Genomic DNA, 18,247 nt, shown 5'->3' on the forward strand with positions numbered 1-18,247 from the left:
GGCAGTTAGATCATTAGATCACACAAATCGGTAAGAGCCGAAGTGATCTCGACATCATCAGTGAGCGGTTCTACTATGGCAACTTTTACCGAGATTCTTTTGGGCAATCCCGTAACGATCAACATGGCTGCATCTACAAGGAGTCTTGTAGAGACGGTCTCAGTAAGCCCCAGTTCTGTTAGGTTTCTAATCTTATTGGCAATATGGACCAGTTTTTTAGCAATTTCCCGTTCCACTCCTGTTTCTTGAGTTACGATCTCTGCCTCGTTTCGTTCACTGGGATAACAAAAGGAGAGTGCTATAAAGCGTTGTCTTGTGGAAGGTTTTAACTCTTTAAACCCTTTTTGGTACCCCGGGTTAAAGGAAGCCACCAGCATAAACTCAGGATGTGCTGCGATTGTGAGTCCTAATTTATCGATATGAAGTTCCTTGCGGTGGTCGGTAAGCGAATGGATGGCCACGATCACATCGGGTCGGGCTTCGGCGATCTCATCCATATAAAGAATGGCTCCTTCCTTAACGGCTCGCGTCAATGGGCCATCGATCCAGACGGTTTCGGCACCTTTAATGATATAACGCCCAATAAGGTCGGTAGAAGAGGTTTCTTCATGACACGAAATGGTGATCACTGGCCGATGGAGTTCATGAGCCATAAATTCTACAAAGCGTGTTTTACCCGTACCGGTTGGACCTTTAAGGAGTAAAGGTAACTTATTCTTATAGGCGTGCTGAAAAACTTCTATCTCACGATCCACGGCCTTGTAAAAAGGTTGGGTAATTGTTCGTGCCTCTGTTTCGAGATCTACTTTTTTTCCGTTGATTGAAGCGATATTTGTCATGTTGTTGATTGTTTAAAAAAGGCCCGAGAACAGCTTCTACATTGAAAGGAGTCAAGGTTTAGGTATGAGCGGAACCTGCTTCAGACCTTTTTCGTTGAATTAGCCAAAAGTGTTTAAGTTTCTATTTTTTCCAAGGCTTCGTCTGTGGGGCGCCCATGTTTGGCAAAATCGATAATATAGGTTGTGATGCCCACAGCAAATAAGGTGGCGCAAAGAATAAGTACCACGAAGTGTATACTAATCTCGTTCTGTACAGCCATAAAATCCATTTTAAATTTACGTTCCAGATATACTTGAGCTACCCCGGCAACTCCAAATGCGACCGTCATCCCGATCATTCCTATGTTTGCTGTCCAAAAAGCGAGTCGGCCGCGCACCCCGTCATAAAACTTCCTTCCGGTCATGTTTGGCAAGGAATAACTTATAATTGCGAGAACGATCATAGCGTAGGCTCCCCAAAAGGCTAAGTGGCCATGCATAGCGGTAACTAGTGTTCCGTGGGTGTAGATATTGGTTTGCGGCAGCGTATGAGCAAATCCTAACAAACCGGCACCTACAAAAGATACAATAGCAGAACCCAGTGTCCAGAACAACGCTATTTTATTGGGGTGTTTCTTTTCCCCTTTGCGGTACATATTGACCGCGAACAAGGCCATTCCAAGAAATGCCAACGGTTCCAAAGCTGAGAATATACCTCCTACGATCAACCAAATTTTATTTACACCTATGTAGTAATAGTGGTGACCGGTACCAAGTATCCCGGACAGGAAGGTAAGACCAACGATAACGTACAACCATTTTTCAATGACCTCTCTATCGACACCTGTAAGTTTAATCAAGAGAAAAGAGAGAATACCTCCCATAATTAATTCCCAAACACCTTCCACCCATAAGTGAACGACCCACCAGCGGAAGAAAGAATCTGTCACCTGACTGTCGAAAGGAAGCATTCCCGGCAGATATAACAAGGCAGCAAAAAGAAGTCCCATAGACAGTACCAGAGCTGTGGTGGTCTTTCTTTTTCCTTTAAAAAGGGTGAGAAGGATTAGTGCCAGAAACAACAGGACATTTGCGACCACTAGGAAATCCAGTTGTCTTGGAATCTCGAGGAATTTACGTCCTTCCCACCAGTTGAAATGATAACCCACAATAGCTGCAACCCCCACCACCGCGAGGGAGATGAGCTGTACATAAGCCAGTTTTACATTTACCAGTTCCCGTTGGGCCTCTTCGGGAATAATATAGTATGCCGCTCCCATAAAGCCGGAGAGTAACCACACCACCAATAAATTAGTATGTACTGCTCTGGCAGTGTTAAAAGGAATAAATTCGTGGAGGCCATCCAACCCGATTCGCGCAAAACCCATTATAAATCCGTAGGTAAGCTGAAGAACGAGCAATAGCATTGATAAGGCAAAGAACCAATAGGCTACTTTCTGTGATTTGTATTTCATGTTCGTTGGTTTTTAATTGTTCTCTATTGATGGTTCATCTTTCGCTAAAGGTGAAACGACCCGATCGAAACCGTTTAAGTCGATTTCTCCAATCCAGTTAAAGAAGGCGATCACATCCATGGCCTCTTCTTCTGAAAAACCATATGCAACCATTTTACGACCGTTGGGTGCCCAGGCATTAGGCGTTGTAAGCACTGCTTTAACGTAACCTTCGCCACGGCGATCCATGACCTTTGTAAGTTCAGGCGCATAATATGCACCTTCGCCCAATAATGTATGGCATCCCATACAGTTATTGGTCTCCCAAATGTGCTTTCCTCGAACGACCTGTTCGGTGATGGCTTCGTAATTGGTTTGATCTTGTCCCTTACTAAAAGAGAAAATGGTGAGTCCGATGAACACTAAAAAAGTGACTAATGTCCCTCCGAGAAAAAAGGCTCGGGCTTGTTTTTTGGATAGCATAAAAATCGAATTTAAAATTATAAAAAGACCTTTTTATCTTTTACACAAATATTTGGTTTTCTTTCTGTTTTAAAATATGACCAATATCATTTTCTGGAAATCATTTCAGAAAAGAGAAAAGATATTGGTCAAAGTTGCTCTAGTTTAGCCTTTTAAAAGATGCCGTACAGAATGGTTTTCCTGAGAAAGTTTTGTGTTGAAAAGAGCTGCCCGGTGTTCCATTACCGTGTGTGTTTTTTTCTGTTTATGGTAATGCCTCAAATGATGTTCTTTTTGACGTCCAGAGCTGAAACTGGACACCCGTTTTAAATAACCTATTACACGGGTCGCATGATCCACATTCGCAGAACCGCAATGCGAACATTCGAAAAGGGTTCGCTTGTCGATATGTTCACATTCATTGCAGATGGTTATACGAATGTTAAAGCAAAAATAATTACACCCGGCTGCAGCTGTTGCGTGAATTAGCTTAATAAAACCTTCTTTGTTAGGGGTTTCTTCCAAATTGAGATGCAGAGCCGAGCCGCCATCAAGATATTGGATGATTTCCTTTCCGTGTAATAGAATCTTGTCGAGTGAATTGGTCTGCTCGTCCTCCACAACATAGAAATAAGAATTGTAGCAATCTCTAGGCACCATCAACCCGTCTTCCCTATCCCATTTTGCATTTTTTACTCCCAGATTCTCTGCAGGGACGAATTCGGTATTGAACATATATCCGTATTTTTCTTTGGCTCTCTTATTTTCATCATAAATGGCTTTGAGGTATGTATTTACAAATTGCTTGTAAGTATGTTCGTTCTTTACAGCAATTCCCACACTCTCTGCAGCTTCAACCATGCCATTAATCCCTACTGTTAAAAATTGCTTCTCCAGTGAAATAAAACCCGCATCGTAGACGGGTAATAAGCCTGCGACTTCATATTCTTCAATAAGCTTTCGGTAGGCAACCTGATACTTATGTATTTTCTGAACTTCTGCCACAATATCCGCTCCTTTTTGCACCAACCGATTCATATTAAGAGTGATCACATTAATAGAGCCGGTCGCAACACCTCCGGCTCCCAGCGAATAACTAAATGTATTGTCACTTATCTCATTCCGAAGCCTACAACAGGAAGCCAGACTATCGGCATTCTCAGATTGGTATATGAAAAAGGAATTACCTTCGCTTAACTCTTGGGCGCACATCTCGGTAAACTCGGCATCTACCGGTTTTCCTTCATTCACTAACATAGCGGCAGTTACCACCGGAAAAGTGAGCACCGCTTTGGTGCGTTCCCTATTAAACCACTTCATAAAAAAAGCTTGTAAGCGCTTCACGCTTTCCCACTCCGGTTTCACCAAATCCGGAAAAACGAATTCTCCGAACATACTATTAAAATAGGCCTCATCGTAAAGGGAAATATTCCAAAACACCGATTGATATCCGCGTGCCGCTGCCGGCTGATTAATCGCATAGACCACATGTTGCAGGTGATTTGCGATAAGGGTTTCATGGGTCGTGAGGTATTCTTTTCCGTAATCCTTGACAGCAAAATGATCAAAATACAAAAGGAATTCCACCGTTGCCAAGGCTCCGGCAAACTGTGAACTTACCGCAAATACCAGATTTACAAACTCACCACAAAAGCTTTCCAAGTGCTTTGGGGCTCTGCTCTCCCCTCCCAGTTTAGTAAGTCCGTCAAGCAAAAAAGGATACATGCTAATACTTACACAGTACGGTTTCAAAGAAGTTTCGTCGTGTACATAAATTTCATGGCTTTCAATTTGTCGCAGGTATTCATTTGCTGTAGACGCTCCAAAGAGCTGTGCAATTTTACGAGCTACCAGTGCCCTGTTTACTTGAATATTGATGTCCTTATTTAATTCTGCCTCCATAGTGGCAATATTCTTGGAGGTGACATTGGCATTGGCGTCTACCTTAGAGCCATCGGCAGCATTGGACGAACAGATGTAATGATCTATAAAATCAATCTTCTTGTGTACCTGAGCATTTGTGAGTCGTATCATATCATTGAGTTTTTGGTGAATAAATGGTTGAGATTTCTATTAGTTTTAACTTCGGTGAATCGTTGATTTGTATTTGCACTGTCCAAACCTCCCCTGGCCGCTTCCCATCTACCGGTTTTAAGAAGATCTAATTGAGTCCTTATTTCCGGTGCTACTTCTTCTTCCCCGGTATACAAACAGGTTTTATAGCCTTCACTTTTGGCGATCTTAAGGAGCTTGATAAGCTTTTTTCGATGCCATTCCCCACCCATAAAAACAACACAGCCGGCAAAGCCCTTGTACCTGTATACGATTTGATGGAAAAGACTACAGGTGAGACGTGTTCCCTGCTTTTCCTTCCATAGGTAAGGAGAATGACAGCCCTCACAGCGCAGGGGACATCCGGAAATTGAGAAACATAAACTAATCTCGCCGGGTACTTCTTGCAGAACAACTTGAAAATCGTGATAATACATAATTAAGTATAAAAGACCTTTTTATCTTTTATAAAATTAAGTAAGATTATGGCGAATATCAGATAGTGTTCACTAGAGTTATTAAAAGGGTTATTAACAATAGAAAGATATCATCGATAACCCTTTATTAAAAAGTTTTTTTAGCTTCTTCAGTATGAAAGCGTTTAGCAGATGCTGAAACGATTGTAAGCTTCTCGAAGTAATGCTTCCCGATGGTCTGGATGGGCGATAGAAATAAGGGCTTTAGCCCGTTGTTTCAAACTTTTACCAAAGAGATTCACAACGCCGTACTCGGTAACCACATAATGGACGTGAGCACGTGTTGTAGTAACACTGGCTCCTTCTTTTAAGAAGGGAGTGATCTTGGACAACCCCTTGGTGGTCACCGAGGGCATGGCAATAATAGGCTTTCCGCGTTCGGAAAGAGATGCGCCTCTAATAAAGTCCATCTGCCCTCCAACGCCCGAATACTGATAGGCCCCTATGGAGTCTGCACAAACTTGCCCGGTAAGATCGATCTCGATGGCGCTGTTGATGGCCGTTACCTTAGGATTTTGTCTAATAATGGCGGTATCGTTGGTATAGCCGGCCTCCTTGAAATGCACAATGGGATTATCGTCCACAAAATCGTACAGTTTCTGGGTTCCCATGGCAAAGCAGGTTACTATCTTGCCGGTCTTGATCTCCTTCTCTTCTCCGGTAATAATGCCCTTTTCTACCAGTGGCAATAATCCGTCGCTGAACATTTCGGTGTGGATCCCCAGACGCTTATGATTCATAAGATTGCTTAGTACGGCATTGGGTATATTACCAATCCCCATTTGTAATGTTGCACCGTCTTCTACTAAACCTGCCACATATTTTCCAATGGTGGCTTCTATTTCTGAAGGTTCCCCCAAGGGTGATAAATGAATAGGGGCATCTATCTTCACGCCAAAATCGATCTTGTCCACATGAATAATCCCGTCTCCGTGGGTTCTGGGGACACGGGGATTGATTAGCGCTACTACCTTCTTTGCTGTTTGAATGGCCGGCAATGTAATATCTACCGAAACACCTAAGGAACAATACCCATGCTTATCAGGAGGAGAAACCTGAATAAAAGCAACATCCAGCGGAAGGATATTCCTGCGGAACAACCAGTGGATCTCGCTCAAGAACACCGGAATATAATCCCCCGTATGTGCCGCAACACCTTTTCGTACATTCTCTCCTACAAAACAACTGTGAAGGTTGAAAGCTTTACAATAAGGCTCGCGCGTATATTTGGCATCACCATGTGTGTGGATCTGAAGGATCTCGATATCTGAAAGTTCTTCATATCGGTCGCACAATGCGTTGATCAACACATTGGGGGTCATTGCGGCACCTTGAAAGAAAACGCGATCTCCGGATTTAACAAGAGAGACCGCATCGGCGGCAGATACAACGTTAATAGTGTTATGGGCAGTAGCATTCATAGAAGTAATTTTCGGCAAAGGTGGGCCTTTACAGCGCTTCAGAAAATGATAATGCTCATATCCTAGAAATCTTTCCGTTTTGCTTTTCGCTGAATGATCCAGGTGGGTATAACCACCCACAATAACAACATGGCAATAGATACGATCACACCGAAACTGGTTCCGAAGAATTTCTGAAAGACCGCTCCCGTGTATCCAAGTAGGGCCGATATATCAAGTTTCAGTAAAATAAGCACCCGCGACAAATCAATAGGGTTTGCCATGGTGCCTATAAGCGAAAAACTGTCTAAGGGATACTCTTCAAAAGCGATCAAGGACATTAGAAAGATCCCGTCATAGATAACCGCCATAAACAGCCACAGTAAAATGGCATACCCAAATCCTTTTATCTTATTTTCATTGGACAGTGCGATCATAAAGGCAAGGGCAGTAAAGATGAGCGTTAAAAAAGTTCCGGTTATCAGCAATAATGAAAAGTCCCAAATGGCACTGGACTTAAAGATGCCGTAAAAAATAAAGGGAACCCCCAACCCAATGATGAGGCTCATGGAGAGTGAAAGTGCAACCCCTAAATACTGACCCAAAAATATGGAAGTGCGCTTTACGGGCTGTGCCAATAGCAGTTCGGTAAACTCTTTCGAATTGTAATAGTACATCACCCCAAAGATGGTCCCGATTAGAGGTACCAGCACAATGATCACATTCATGAGCGTGATCACCGCTTTAGACAGATCGTTGTTGAGAAAAAGCAGGACGACCCCTAGCAAAAGATAGAAGGCGAAGTATACGTAACTCCAGCGGCTACGCATAAGGTCGTAAAAACTATATTTGAGAATTTTAATCATAGCTTTGTTGTAAAATTGACGCAATGGCGTGCTCGAAATCAGGTTGCTTTGTCTGCTTCTTCAGTTGTGTGATGCTTCCTTTAAAATAGATCTTTCCTTCCAGTAGAAAGACAATATCGTTGGTCACTTGTTCCACAAAGCTCATAATGTGGGAAGTGATAAGGATGGTCTTTCCTTTTTCTTTTTCTGAATTGATCAAATCCTTTAAGCGCAACAAGGATATTGGATCGAGACCGGAGGTAGGTTCATCCAAGATAAGCAGCGGACTATCGAACATAAAGGCCAGTACAATGTTCACCTTTTGTTTGGTTCCTCCGGAAAGATTACCAAGTTTCTTTTTTAAGAAAGGTTGTAACTTAAAAAGTTCTATAAGTTGTTGGTCGTCCACGTTATTTTTTCCTCGAAGGTCCTTTATCATATTGATAAGTTCCTGAACCGTAAGATTTGAAGGAAAGTTGGCGATCTGCGGAAGGTAATCGATCTTATGCCGATACTTCCAGTCCTTTTTAATTGGTTTTCCTTCAATTTTGATAACGCCCGAATTTGGGATCACCATCCCCAGGATACTTTTAATGAGTGTTGTTTTCCCGGAACCGTTAGGGCCGAGGATAGCGAAGATCCCCCCCTGCTCTATTTCCAGATCTACACCTTGCAGCACCTGGTTCTTTCCAAATTTCTTATGTAAGTTCTGTACGCTAATCATGGGGTATTCTTTTCATTTTAGGGGAAGCATCCACCAGGTTATCCGGTGTAAATACCGGTGAGACTTTTTCTGAAAAATCGATAATATCGATGAACAAACTTCGCAGCAGGATAATAGCTTCGGGGGTTCTGTTCACGACGTAAGAAAACAGTTTTACGGGACGATAGGGTACATCCCCGATACCGTCTTTGTTCAAGTCGTATCCTGTATAATTGCTCCAATAATTATCACTGAACCTGTTATCGTTGAGCTTGCTGTTATACGAAAGATCGAATGAGTTATACAAAAAATTGTTCTCTGTAAAAAGATTGGCATAGCAGGCTCCGCGGGATTTAATGGCCCATCCGTTGTTAATAAAGTCGTTGTCTTTATAGTTCACACGGTTGGATCCTTCTATGTTGATACCTACGGTATTACTTTCAAAGACATTACCTATAATTTCAGAATCGTTGATCTCTTTCAGTAAAATTCCGAAGGAAGCAGATCCCCAATTATCCTTGAAGATATTATTGTACATCTCGATCCTTTTGGAGAACATCACAGCGACACCCGCGCCGTTATTCTGAAAGGTATTATCCTGATAAACATCGTCATTGGAGAACATGAAATGCAGGCCGTATCTTATATTATGCGAACTTGTATTGTTCGTGATCTTACAAAAATCTGAAAATTCCAGATAGATTCCATCCCTTACGTGTGTGATGATGTTTTGATCTACTTCAATGTTCTTGCTGTACCACAATTGAATACCATTACCTGAATTGTATTCTTCTTTGGCATCCCCTATAATTTTATTGTGAAACACCTTCCCGTCACTTGCTTTTTCTAGGTAAATTCCGAAGAAAAGTTTTTCCAAGACCAAATTCTGAATGATAAAATTCTTGCTTTTTACCACGCGTACCGCCGCATAATCTTCGGTATAACTGGTGCCCACATTAATGATAAAAAGCCCGTCCAAAGTGACATTATCGGCAACGATCTGAATGATCTCGCCTTTATTCTGCCCGTCGATCACAGGGTAATTGTCTCCCAGAATGGTAAGGGGTTTATCAATAATGATATTATATTCTATATAGGTTCCTTTTCGTACCAAGATAGTATCAAAAGGTTGTGCCATTTGCACCGCCTCCCGAATACCTTTAAAGGAGCAAGAAGAACAAACTTCCAGTGTATTAGCAAACAACACTGGGATGCCAAACAGGAAAAAAAGGATGCTATGTACCAATGGATTTTTCAAGAAACCTGTAAATGATGTGAACACTTTAAAATTTTGAAACCTGATCTTGTATCTCTTCCCAGGTAAAAAGAGTGCCTCCCTTTTCTTTCTGAAGTTCCCGGGCCACTTCGTTTGATTCCAGAGCCGAAAGATTGGCTCTCATAGGGCTTGGGATATTTTCAGAAATAATAAAGGTAGCCGTGGTGGCATCAATAAGTTTTTCGGGTTGAGAATAATCGGTGACGAGGTAAAGTTCCACCTCCATATCGTTTTCTACCATAAAATGCAGCATGCACTCCGCAGCATCGAACTTGTACGCTTTTCCCTTATCGGTCACCAACTGTGCAGCATGTTGCCTGTCGACTATGGTCATACTACAATAGACGCAGCCGTCTTCGCCATAGTGAATTTCTTGCGGTTTGATTGTACAAGACACAAAGAGGCTAAAAATAAGCAGTAAGTGAAAAATCGTTCTCATGTTGTTAATGTTTCAATGTAACTTTTTGAACCTTTTACCCAAAATATAGGCAACCAGCGACAAGGCCATACCTGCTGCCAGAAAGTAGGCTCCAAATTGCGGATAACTATGTGCTTTAAAATTAAGAATATCTTTAGTTCCAAACAAAGGAGGTTGAAAACCCATAACGGTACCATCCTTATTGGTAAATTTTAGAATTGCCTTAGGGTCCAGGTTATGTCCGTAGTCATGTTCCCAGAGATAAAAATCGTAGATCCCTGCTGCGGCCAATACGAACATAAGCAGAAACCATCCCAAGAACCATTTGTAATTTGCTTTGAAAGCAAGGAACAGGCCAAGTACGCTCATTATAATGATCACTACGGGAAAGATTTGAAATTCCGGTATACTTTCCGGGATATACTTCATTCCCACATAGTGGTTCATGAGGTTTATATTCTTAATATCATGAGGGTTTGTGTCGGCAAAATCATTGATGTAGATATCCATTCCCAACGGAATAGGATATTGTGGTGCTTCTAGAGTTATATTCCAAAGCGGGAAAAGAAACAGCCCTAAGATCAACACGGCTGAAAGTCCCATTAGTATACGCGATTTTATCATGACAATTTATTTTTTAATGAAAGACGGGAGCAGTCGAAAACTCCCGTCTTTTTATGGAAATACCACTAATCACTACGCAAATGTATTTCCGCTATTAACAACTAATTAATCCTCTCCCAATGACCAGCTCAGTTCGAGTGGTGATGAAGCGGGAGATACTCTTACATATCCTTGCATCTCTTGGTGCAGCGCAGAACAGAAATCTGTGCAATAGAATGGCCATACACCCACCTGTTTAGGTTCCCAGACAAAGGTTTCGGTTTGTCCCGGCATGATCAATAACTCTGATGTGTTAGCACCGATCATACTAATACCGTGAGGCACATCGTAATCTTGCTCCAGGTTGGTCACGTGGAAATATACTTTGTCCCCAACCTTGATCCCTTCGATATTGTCCGGATTGAAGTGGCTTCGGATCATGGACATGTATACATGCACTTCATTTCCTTGTCGTTCCACACGAGCTTCAGATTCAGATTTGATACCGTACTTGTGTTTGTTATCTTCAATCTTGTAGATCTTCTTAGAATTCTTCATTACGATATCGGCTGCAATACCTGCTGCATAGTGTGGTTCCCCTATGGTTGGGAAATCCAGCAACAGTTCCATTTTCTCACCGGATATGTCGTATAATTGAGCCGACTGGGTAACTTCCGGACCTGTTGGCAGGTATCGGTCTTTTGTGATCTTGTTCATGGCAACCACATATTTTCCTGAAGGCTCTCTTGAGTTTCCACCGGGGATCATTAAGTGTCCTACAGAATAATAACATGGCTGTCTATCGACTACTTCCCAGGTTCCTAATTTCCACTTAACAACTTCCGAAGAGATAAAGAAAGTAGTATATGCATTTCCTTTATCGTCGAATTCGGTGTGTAACGGTCCTAATCCCGGTTGTTCAACCACTCCGGCCAGTACATCCTCAAATTTCAAGATCGGGATACCGTATGCCTCACCGTCAAATTTCTTGTTCTCAATGGCATCCAGCATCTTGGTGAAGGAGTGTATGGTTAGGTTAGCCGATAGTTTTCCGTTTCCAACAATATATTCTCCCGAAGGGTCTACGTCACAACCGTGTGGTGATTTTGGTGTTGGTAAGAAGAAAACAGCTCCCGGTACTTCGGTGGGATCAACCACCAATACTTCCTTCTTCATGGTAGAAGTTGCCGTATGTGTTTCCTCGTCGTATACGTTGTGCGCATAGTTGGTAGGCATTTTGGTACCACCGCCGTTGTTCACATATTCCTCTATCTTCTTCCAGTTCACCGCAGCAATAAAATCCTTATCGTTTTGAGAAGCGTTTACTTCTAGCAGGGTGTTGGCTTCTTCAGAATTATACGTTGTAAAGAAGAACCATCCGTGTGATTTTCCTCTCCCTGGGTGGGATAGATCGTAATCGAATCCGGGCATTAACAACTGGAATTTTATATCCATTCCCCCGTCTTCCGGATCAACACTTATAAATGATAATGACCCTTTAAAGTTCCCTTTATAGTCTTTAATAGGCATATCCCGTTGTGGAATTGGTACAGAGAATCGTGTTCCTGCCACAACATACTCTGTATTTTCGGTTACGAATGAAGAACTGTGGTTACCGGCACTGTTAGGTATCTCAATGATCTCGGTCGTTTCGAAGGTAGTCAGGTCGATCTTTGCGATACGCGGTGTATTGTTACCGTTAATGAACACCCAACGGCCATCCAAAACCCCATTGGTTTGAGAAATATCCGGGTGGTGCGCATCGTCCCAAGGCACAAATCCATGAGAAGTGTTTAACATGGGTTTAGTTTCTTCATTGTACCCCCACGCCTTTTCAGCGTCTTGTGAGAACACAGGAATTACTTTGAACAAACGCCCCGACGGTAATCCGTAGACAGAGAGCTGTCCGCTAAAACCTCCGGAAATAAACGCATAATACTCATCGTATTCTCCCGGGGCCACATAGACCTTCTCTGCGGCATTGGAGCTTAAAGCTCCTTTATTCTTGTTGCTGGATGATTCGCTATTGTTACAGCTTATCATCCCGAACAGGACCACAAACGACAATAGGAAATAAATTGATTTTTTCATGATAGTATTTGATTAAATGGTTGTTTTTCTGAATTAATTATTTGGAAGAATCACCTTATCGACCACATGCACGATACCGTTCCCGGCAGGAACACTTGCAATAATCTTGGCTCCTCCTACATAAACATCGTCACCTTTCACTTCAACAGGAACGTTCTCATTGCTCGCTTGCCCCAGCGATTTGAACTTTTTCAAAAATTCCTTGTCGTAATTTCCGGGAGTAACATGATGCTTTAAGATAAAGGCTAGTTTTCCCTTGTTCTCAGGCTTCAGTAAATCTTCTACGGTTCCAGCAGGAAGGGCTTCAAAAGCTTCGTTCGTTGGTGCAAAGACCATTAACGGGCCGGCATTTACAAGCGCATTTTCTAATTGTGCTGCTTGTACAGCCGCAACCAAGGTAGAGTGGTCCTTAGATCCAATTGCAATGTGCAATACGGTAGGCTTTCCTTCGTCATCTTTTAAAAATGCCTGCCCTTGTCGATCCGAATCTGCAACTTCTTCTGTTGTCGCCGGTGAGGCGGCGGCAGATGATTCATTTTTGGTTTCAGATTTACAGTTGGTAAAAAAAACTAAGATTGAAACCAGTACGAGTTTAATGATTGTTTTCATGGGGTTCGTGTTTGCGCCAAAATCACTATAAAGTGTTTGTTGACTGGTTGATTGGTTGGTGAATTATTATTCCAGGGTTCTAAAATATTCCAAAATGCTTCGTGCTTCTGCTTCGGTCAAACTCTGGTTTGCCATTGGAGAACCATTATAATCTATAAGCAGTTGCTTTGCGATAGGATCTTTTTGTACCATTTCTTCCGGATTCAAGATCATGTTCATGATCCACTCGGGAGAACGTCTTTTAGTGACACCATCTGGAGCAGGCCCAATAAACTTCTTACCTACTTTATGGCACGCTGTACATTTGGTTTTAAATAATTCCTGTCCTTGAGCTGCCAAACCTTGATCTATCGTTGCTGGTAATTCCAAGCTCTTAATAGGTCCTACTCCTTTGTTGGATAGATCGATAGTAGCGGTTTTGGCAGGAGTCGATTCCACTGCCTTGGTTGTTTCTTCTTTTTTGTAACTTCCAATTTTAACTTGTTCCTTTTCTTTTTTTTCATCGCCTCCTCCACAGCTTAATAATGTGAAGACAAAAAGAACCGACAGCGATTTAAATAGATATTTCATGGTACATTTGATTAAATATTATGGGCCAAAAGTACTAGCGGAAACCAATTTAAAATATGATATTTATCATAAAAGGATTGTTTTCTCTTTTTATAATGTATCTTTAATCCCAGCAAGCTCAACAATGCGATCTCATGTTGTTACATTCGTCGAAATATGCAGTAAAGGCACTGGTCTATTTAGTGGCAAATGCTTCGGAAGAACATAAATTACTGGTCAAGGAGATTGCTGAAGCAACCGATATTCCGAAGGCATTTCTTTCTAAACTTTTTCAGCAATTGGCTGCTAAAAACTACATCTCTTCTACCAAGGGAAGACACGGCGGATTTTACCTTACTGAAGCACAATTGAAGAACTCGGTATTGGATATTATTATTGAAATGGAAGGAAAAGACCGGCTCCAGGAGTGTGTTTTAAATTTAGACAACTGTGATGCCGAGAACCCTTGTGCCATTCACGAACTTATAGTGGACGAAAAGACGGCACTGCGCGAACGTTTCAAGAATATTACTTTAGCGCATTTGAAGGAATAAGCTTTCCTTGAAGCACTATATGATATAAATCATATAGGTCCTTTACAATTCTTTCTATTTTTGAGTTAAATTCTGATCCTATGAAATATATACTCTTACCTACAGATTTTTCAGTGAATGCGATGAATGCCATAACATACGCCATGCATTTCTTTAAGGGTCAAGTTATTCATTTCTATGTGCTGAATGTTCAAAAAACATCAGACTATACCTTATCTGAACTGATGACGAATTCTCCTTCGGGATCCATCTATGAAGGAGTTCTTGAGGACAATGAAGCCAAACTTCAAGAATTGACCGAAAGCCTGCGTGAGGAATCTTCCGAAGAAACATATACGTTTGAACCTTTGCTGGACTATGACGTCTTTACAGATGCCGTGAACCAAGCGGTGGTAACACACAATATAGACCTTATTATTATGGGCACAAATGGTGCTACCAATGCCAGAGAAGTTGTGTTTGGCAGTAACACACTGCAGGTAATCCGCAAAGTAGATTGTACAGTGCTTACGGTTCCTGAAGACTATCGGTTTGTTCCAATTAGTTCGGTGTTGTTGTCTCTTAATTACCAGACCTTTCCCATATCACAGGTTCCCTTATTAAAAGAGGTCCTGTCATTACACAAAGCCAATTTGAAAGTTCTGGATATTAAAGAAACTGGAAACGCTGCTACAACAAAAGGTAATACTGCCAACTTAGACCGTTTACAAAAGATGCTCAATTACCAGTTATTTCGCGTAAAGGATATTCCGGAAGCTATGGCAATAAAAGCGTTTGAGCAACTCATGCCTGTGGAATTGCATACGGTAATAGTGGAAGAACAACACTTTCTGGATAGATTGCTTTTTGGATCGACAACTTCAAAAATAAGTTATGAAAGTCCGATTCCCTTATTAATAATACATTGTTAACTCAATTAATTGGCGACCAACAGCATTTGTTGTTGTGCCATTTCCTTCATTAGAATTCTGGCATAATCTGCCACGGCACGTTGCGGGCGCTGCGGATCCACAACATCTATCATGCCTTTCCATAACAACTCGCGTTCTTTTCCCGGACATAAGCAAAAGAGAGAGGTTTCGGTGTGATAGACCTTGTAAGAGGAAGACTGTTGCGCTTCCGAATAGATACGCTGATTCTCATAATAATATTCCCTAAAAGACCCCATGTCCTTTCGAAATGCGTTGATCGATCCTACTAAGGTAGTTCGATCTTCGGAACCAATAACCTTCGATATCAACACAGCGTCGAAACCTGCTTGCAACAATTGGTTTTCGATGGTATTGAGTTCGGCTTCCGTCCTTTCGGCATTGGTGAAGGAAGTATCAAAGAAGTCAACACTTTTCACCGCGATCACTCCCTCCTTCTCCAAACGGGTCACCAACTCATCTTCAAACATCCTTCTTGAATCGATGTTGGCCGTCATCCCGATCACCAATACCTTGTTTGCTTCAAAGACCGGGGTGTCCGGACTTTTCCATTGGTTCACCAATCTACTGGAGGCGCATCCGCTCAAGACTCCCAATAGTAATCCTAAAAAAATATAGTGTATTCGCATGATCTTTTGTTTGAAATGGTTTTAATAGGTTCCTTTTAATAATTATTAATACAAGAGTTCGCATTCAGCTTGTTATAAAAGCCTGATTACGTATTAAAACTAGAAAAACAGCACTTGATTAAATATGATATCCCTCAGCTTTCAATGTAAAATCGTTAGACAAAAATCTCTTTTATCTCATATAACTTCGGAATAGTTACCTTCCAGCCATACGTATTCTGTAATTTCACCCGCAACGCATCCTGTGCCGTAGGCTCCCCGTGAATAAGAAATGTTTCTTCAGGGATGTTTTTAATGTTACCTGCCCAATCCAATAGTCCTTGCTGATCTGCATGGGCCGAAAGACTTTCAATGTGATGAATTTCGGCTTTTACGGGATAATATTTTCCGAAGAATTTCAACTCATTCGCCCCTTCCAAAAGTTGTCTTCCGCGAGTGCCTTCGGCTTGATAACCTACCAATAAAACGGTGGTATTGGTTTGATCTATCATTTGTTTGAGGTAGGTTAAAACCCTTCCGCCGGTTACCATTCCGCTACCGGCTATCACCACTTTTGGCTGCGGATTGTCAATGGTTTCCCAGGTTTCTTTATAGGAAGTGATTATGTTCATCCGGTTGTTCATTGCGTTGAAATCCTTTATAGGCAGTTTATGCCAATCGGGAAAATTCTGAAACACAGAAAGCACATTGTTGCCCATAGGGCTATCTATAAATATCGGGATGTTCGGAATTCGGTTTTCGTTGTACAATTTCCAAAGCAGAAACATCAACGCCTGTAGCCGTTCCACCGCAAAAGAAGGAATGATCAAATTCCCACGGTTGTGAATGGTTTTGGTGATGAGTTCTACCAGTTTTTCTGAAACACTTTCCTGCGGATGAAGCTTATTGCCATAGGTACTTTCAAGAAAAAGATAATCTGCCCATTTCGGTCGTTCCGGCGGAAAAAGAAGCAAATCGTGTTCTCTCCCGATATCTCCCGAAAAAACAAAGGTTTTTCCGAAGATCTCAAGTTCAATAAAAGTGGCACCTATAATGTGGCCGTTATATCTAAATCTATATTTTATATTTTCTGAAAGTTCAATCCATTTATCTTTTTCTTCAGCATGGAAAAAACCTAAGGTTACCTCAGCTTCTTCCACGCTATAAAAAGGTTCGGCAGGTTGGTGTATGGAATAGCCTTCTTCATTGGCCTTATCTGCCTCCTCCTCGTGAATTTTCGCACTGTCCAGTAATATTATTTTGGTAATCGCAAGCGTTGGCGCAGTACCTATAATTTTTCCGCGGAAGCCTTGCTTTACCAATCGCGGTAAATAACCTGTGTGGTCCAGGTGTCCGTGAGTAAGGAGTACTACATCTATTTCTGAAACTTCGATGGGCAAATATTCCCAGTTCTTTTCCCGAAGCTCTTTCAACCCTTGAAACATTCCGCAATCAATTAAAATAGTCTGCTCCGGTGTTTCCAGAAGAAATTTAGACCCTGTAACCGTTCCTGCAGCACCTAAAAAATGTACTTTGATCTTTGTCATAGTGTAACTTTACACAGAGAAGATACCTCTGCTAGAATTTTGATCTTTCTGCCGTTAGAGATCCCCAGATGATCCAAATAGAACGCATCATTGACCAGTTCTCTGCAGAGTACTACATCCCTGCTCAATAAAAACTGCTTTTCTCTTGAGGATAGCAAGGTAGATACGGTAATTGGATACAATCCCAAACGGTCGATGCGTTCCTTTAAACTGTCGCCCTTAGGATAATCCCAGCTTAATAATACCAGGCCTGCACAAGTACCATATTCGATCGCATCTTTGGTAAAACGGGTGTTGGTAACGACCCATCCTTCATTGGGCGTGATCTCCGTGTTCTTAAGTTCTGTGCCATAAGCGACAATATCCCTGTACCGGGAATGAATATAGAGGGGCACCTTTACATTGCAGTTACGTCCTTCCTCGCTGTGGAACTTGCATTCGGCCACAATATGTTGGCCGTTCTTAAGAGCGACAACATCTACCTCATGATCTACACAACGCCCTTGCAAGATCTGCCCGGTCTTTGTCTCATAACCTGAATAGAACAGTAAGGCAGCTATGAATTTCTCGAAGGGGAAACCCGTAGGACCCAATTCGTAGATCGCTTTTTTTAACTTGTATTTGGAAGCATACACCGATTTCTTTTTCTTGAGTAGCGCAAATGCACGATTGTAGATCTCCTTTGTGGAAATTCCTTGGTAGAGTTCATCCCGGACAATATCTATGATATGCTCCACGGCTTTATCATCTGCTCCGCTTCGCAGTAAGGAACGTTTGAGTTTCTCCACAGAGAATCGTACCACCTCACCCGATGACTTCACAACATCAAATTTTTGAGGGCTTTCTTTCATCT

General features: G+C 41.9%; 19 protein-coding genes. 2 read left to right on the forward strand and 17 right to left on the reverse strand.

Annotated elements, in window-relative coordinates; genetic code table 11:
• Positions 1-5: 5 nt before the first annotated feature.
• The 14 genes from JS40_RS04800 to JS40_RS04865 form a co-directional block, all read right to left on the reverse strand.
• The gene (locus tag JS40_RS04800) at positions 6-839 is read right to left on the reverse strand and encodes a CbbQ/NirQ/NorQ/GpvN family protein (protein ID WP_084677437.1); all 834 of its coding nucleotides are present in this window, start codon (positions 837-839) and stop codon (positions 6-8) included.
• A 113-nt stretch (positions 840-952) separates the two neighbouring features.
• Positions 953-2,293 carry a cbb3-type cytochrome c oxidase subunit I gene (locus JS40_RS04805; RefSeq protein WP_034258802.1) on the reverse strand — a complete coding sequence of 447 codons (1,341 nt, stop codon included), beginning with the start codon at positions 2,291-2,293 and terminating at the stop codon, positions 953-955.
• Between the two features lie 12 nt (positions 2,294-2,305).
• Complete coding sequence (locus tag JS40_RS04810) at positions 2,306-2,755, reverse strand: c-type cytochrome (RefSeq protein ID WP_034258804.1); 450 nt, start codon at positions 2,753-2,755, stop codon at positions 2,306-2,308.
• A 144-nt stretch (positions 2,756-2,899) separates the two neighbouring features.
• Positions 2,900-4,768, reverse strand: coding sequence for an anaerobic ribonucleoside-triphosphate reductase (nrdD, locus tag JS40_RS04815; protein ID WP_051957498.1), 1,869 nt, complete (start codon positions 4,766-4,768; stop codon positions 2,900-2,902).
• Entirely contained in the window at positions 4,765-5,223 is a 459-nt protein-coding gene (gene nrdG / locus JS40_RS04820) for an anaerobic ribonucleoside-triphosphate reductase activating protein (protein WP_034258806.1), read from the reverse strand. The genes nrdD and nrdG overlap by 4 nt, the downstream gene beginning before the upstream one ends.
• Positions 5,224-5,387: 164 nt before the next feature.
• On the reverse strand, positions 5,388-6,683 hold the full coding sequence (locus JS40_RS04825; protein ID WP_034258808.1) for an acetyl-CoA hydrolase/transferase family protein: 1,296 nt from the start codon (positions 6,681-6,683) through the stop codon (positions 5,388-5,390).
• A gap of 62 nt (positions 6,684-6,745) precedes the next feature.
• The gene (locus JS40_RS04830; protein WP_034258810.1) at positions 6,746-7,528 is read right to left on the reverse strand and encodes an ABC transporter permease; all 783 of its coding nucleotides are present in this window, start codon (positions 7,526-7,528) and stop codon (positions 6,746-6,748) included.
• On the reverse strand, positions 7,521-8,231 hold the full coding sequence (locus tag JS40_RS04835; RefSeq protein ID WP_034258812.1) for an ABC transporter ATP-binding protein: 711 nt from the start codon (positions 8,229-8,231) through the stop codon (positions 7,521-7,523). The genes JS40_RS04830 and JS40_RS04835 overlap by 8 nt, the downstream gene beginning before the upstream one ends.
• Complete coding sequence (locus JS40_RS04840) at positions 8,224-9,432, reverse strand: nitrous oxide reductase family maturation protein NosD (RefSeq protein ID WP_394332690.1); 1,209 nt, start codon at positions 9,430-9,432, stop codon at positions 8,224-8,226. Before JS40_RS04840 ends, JS40_RS04835 begins: the two co-directional genes overlap by 8 nt.
• Positions 9,433-9,493: 61 nt before the next feature.
• On the reverse strand, positions 9,494-9,925 hold the full coding sequence (locus tag JS40_RS04845; protein WP_034258814.1) for a nitrous oxide reductase accessory protein NosL: 432 nt from the start codon (positions 9,923-9,925) through the stop codon (positions 9,494-9,496).
• 12 nt (positions 9,926-9,937) lie between these two features.
• Positions 9,938-10,528, reverse strand: a complete 591-nt coding sequence (locus JS40_RS04850; RefSeq protein WP_034258816.1) for a hypothetical protein — start codon at positions 10,526-10,528, stop codon at positions 9,938-9,940.
• 105 nt (positions 10,529-10,633) lie between these two features.
• Positions 10,634-12,598, reverse strand: a complete 1,965-nt coding sequence (gene nosZ, locus JS40_RS04855) for a Sec-dependent nitrous-oxide reductase (protein ID WP_034258818.1) — start codon at positions 12,596-12,598, stop codon at positions 10,634-10,636.
• Between the two features lie 33 nt (positions 12,599-12,631).
• Positions 12,632-13,207, reverse strand: a complete 576-nt coding sequence (locus tag JS40_RS04860; protein ID WP_034258820.1) for a fasciclin domain-containing protein — start codon at positions 13,205-13,207, stop codon at positions 12,632-12,634.
• Positions 13,208-13,273: 66 nt separating this feature from the next.
• Complete coding sequence (locus JS40_RS04865; RefSeq protein ID WP_034258822.1) at positions 13,274-13,777, reverse strand: cytochrome c; 504 nt, start codon at positions 13,775-13,777, stop codon at positions 13,274-13,276.
• 134 nt (positions 13,778-13,911) lie between these two features.
• Here JS40_RS04865 and JS40_RS04870 point away from each other — a divergent pair, with 134 nt between their 5' ends.
• Together JS40_RS04870 and JS40_RS04875 are read left to right on the forward strand one after the other, a co-directional pair.
• Positions 13,912-14,310 (forward strand): RrF2 family transcriptional regulator, encoded by a 399-nt coding sequence (locus JS40_RS04870; RefSeq protein ID WP_034258824.1) that lies wholly within the window; start codon positions 13,912-13,914, stop codon positions 14,308-14,310.
• Between the two features lie 80 nt (positions 14,311-14,390).
• On the forward strand, positions 14,391-15,221 hold the full coding sequence (locus tag JS40_RS04875; protein ID WP_034258826.1) for a universal stress protein: 831 nt from the start codon (positions 14,391-14,393) through the stop codon (positions 15,219-15,221).
• Between the two features lie 5 nt (positions 15,222-15,226).
• On the opposite strand, the gene JS40_RS04880 is transcribed toward JS40_RS04875, so the two are convergent.
• The 3 genes from JS40_RS04880 to JS40_RS04890 all read right to left on the reverse strand — a co-directional run bounded on the left by JS40_RS04880 (position 15,227) and on the right by JS40_RS04890 (position 18,245).
• Complete coding sequence (locus JS40_RS04880; protein WP_034258827.1) at positions 15,227-15,868, reverse strand: hypothetical protein; 642 nt, start codon at positions 15,866-15,868, stop codon at positions 15,227-15,229.
• 155 nt (positions 15,869-16,023) lie between these two features.
• Positions 16,024-17,394, reverse strand: coding sequence for an MBL fold metallo-hydrolase RNA specificity domain-containing protein (locus JS40_RS04885; RefSeq protein ID WP_034258829.1), 1,371 nt, complete (start codon positions 17,392-17,394; stop codon positions 16,024-16,026).
• Entirely contained in the window at positions 17,391-18,245 is an 855-nt protein-coding gene (locus JS40_RS04890; RefSeq protein WP_034258831.1) for an ATP cone domain-containing protein, read from the reverse strand. Before JS40_RS04890 ends, JS40_RS04885 begins: the two co-directional genes overlap by 4 nt.
• Positions 18,246-18,247: the final 2 nt, after the last annotated feature.

It is taken from the genome of Altibacter lentus, from assembly GCF_000746845.1.
GTDB classification, from domain to species: Bacteria; Bacteroidota; Bacteroidia; order Flavobacteriales; family Flavobacteriaceae; genus Altibacter; species Altibacter lentus.

Coding starts and splice junctions, on each gene's coding strand:
- JS40_RS04800 (WP_084677437.1), bottom strand. CDS start 839: ATGACAAATATCGCTTCAATCAACGGAAAAAAAGTAGATCTCGAAACA.
- JS40_RS04805 (WP_034258802.1), bottom strand. CDS start 2,293: ATGAAATACAAATCACAGAAAGTAGCCTATTGGTTCTTTGCCTTATCA.
- JS40_RS04810 (WP_034258804.1), bottom strand. CDS start 2,755: ATGCTATCCAAAAAACAAGCCCGAGCCTTTTTTCTCGGAGGGACATTA.
- nrdD (WP_051957498.1), bottom strand. CDS start 4,768: ATGATACGACTCACAAATGCTCAGGTACACAAGAAGATTGATTTTATA.
- nrdG (WP_034258806.1), bottom strand. CDS start 5,223: ATGTATTATCACGATTTTCAAGTTGTTCTGCAAGAAGTACCCGGCGAG.
- JS40_RS04825 (WP_034258808.1), bottom strand. CDS start 6,683: ATGAATGCTACTGCCCATAACACTATTAACGTTGTATCTGCCGCCGAT.
- JS40_RS04830 (WP_034258810.1), bottom strand. CDS start 7,528: ATGATTAAAATTCTCAAATATAGTTTTTACGACCTTATGCGTAGCCGC.
- JS40_RS04835 (WP_034258812.1), bottom strand. CDS start 8,231: ATGATTAGCGTACAGAACTTACATAAGAAATTTGGAAAGAACCAGGTG.
- JS40_RS04845 (WP_034258814.1), bottom strand. CDS start 9,925: ATGAGAACGATTTTTCACTTACTGCTTATTTTTAGCCTCTTTGTGTCT.
- JS40_RS04850 (WP_034258816.1), bottom strand. CDS start 10,528: ATGATAAAATCGCGTATACTAATGGGACTTTCAGCCGTGTTGATCTTA.
- nosZ (WP_034258818.1), bottom strand. CDS start 12,598: ATGAAAAAATCAATTTATTTCCTATTGTCGTTTGTGGTCCTGTTCGGG.
- JS40_RS04860 (WP_034258820.1), bottom strand. CDS start 13,207: ATGAAAACAATCATTAAACTCGTACTGGTTTCAATCTTAGTTTTTTTT.
- JS40_RS04865 (WP_034258822.1), bottom strand. CDS start 13,777: ATGAAATATCTATTTAAATCGCTGTCGGTTCTTTTTGTCTTCACATTA.
- JS40_RS04870 (WP_034258824.1), top strand. CDS start 13,912: ATGTTGTTACATTCGTCGAAATATGCAGTAAAGGCACTGGTCTATTTA.
- JS40_RS04875 (WP_034258826.1), top strand. CDS start 14,391: ATGAAATATATACTCTTACCTACAGATTTTTCAGTGAATGCGATGAAT.
- JS40_RS04880 (WP_034258827.1), bottom strand. CDS start 15,868: ATGCGAATACACTATATTTTTTTAGGATTACTATTGGGAGTCTTGAGC.
- JS40_RS04885 (WP_034258829.1), bottom strand. CDS start 17,394: ATGACAAAGATCAAAGTACATTTTTTAGGTGCTGCAGGAACGGTTACA.
- JS40_RS04890 (WP_034258831.1), bottom strand. CDS start 18,245: ATGAAAGAAAGCCCTCAAAAATTTGATGTTGTGAAGTCATCGGGTGAG.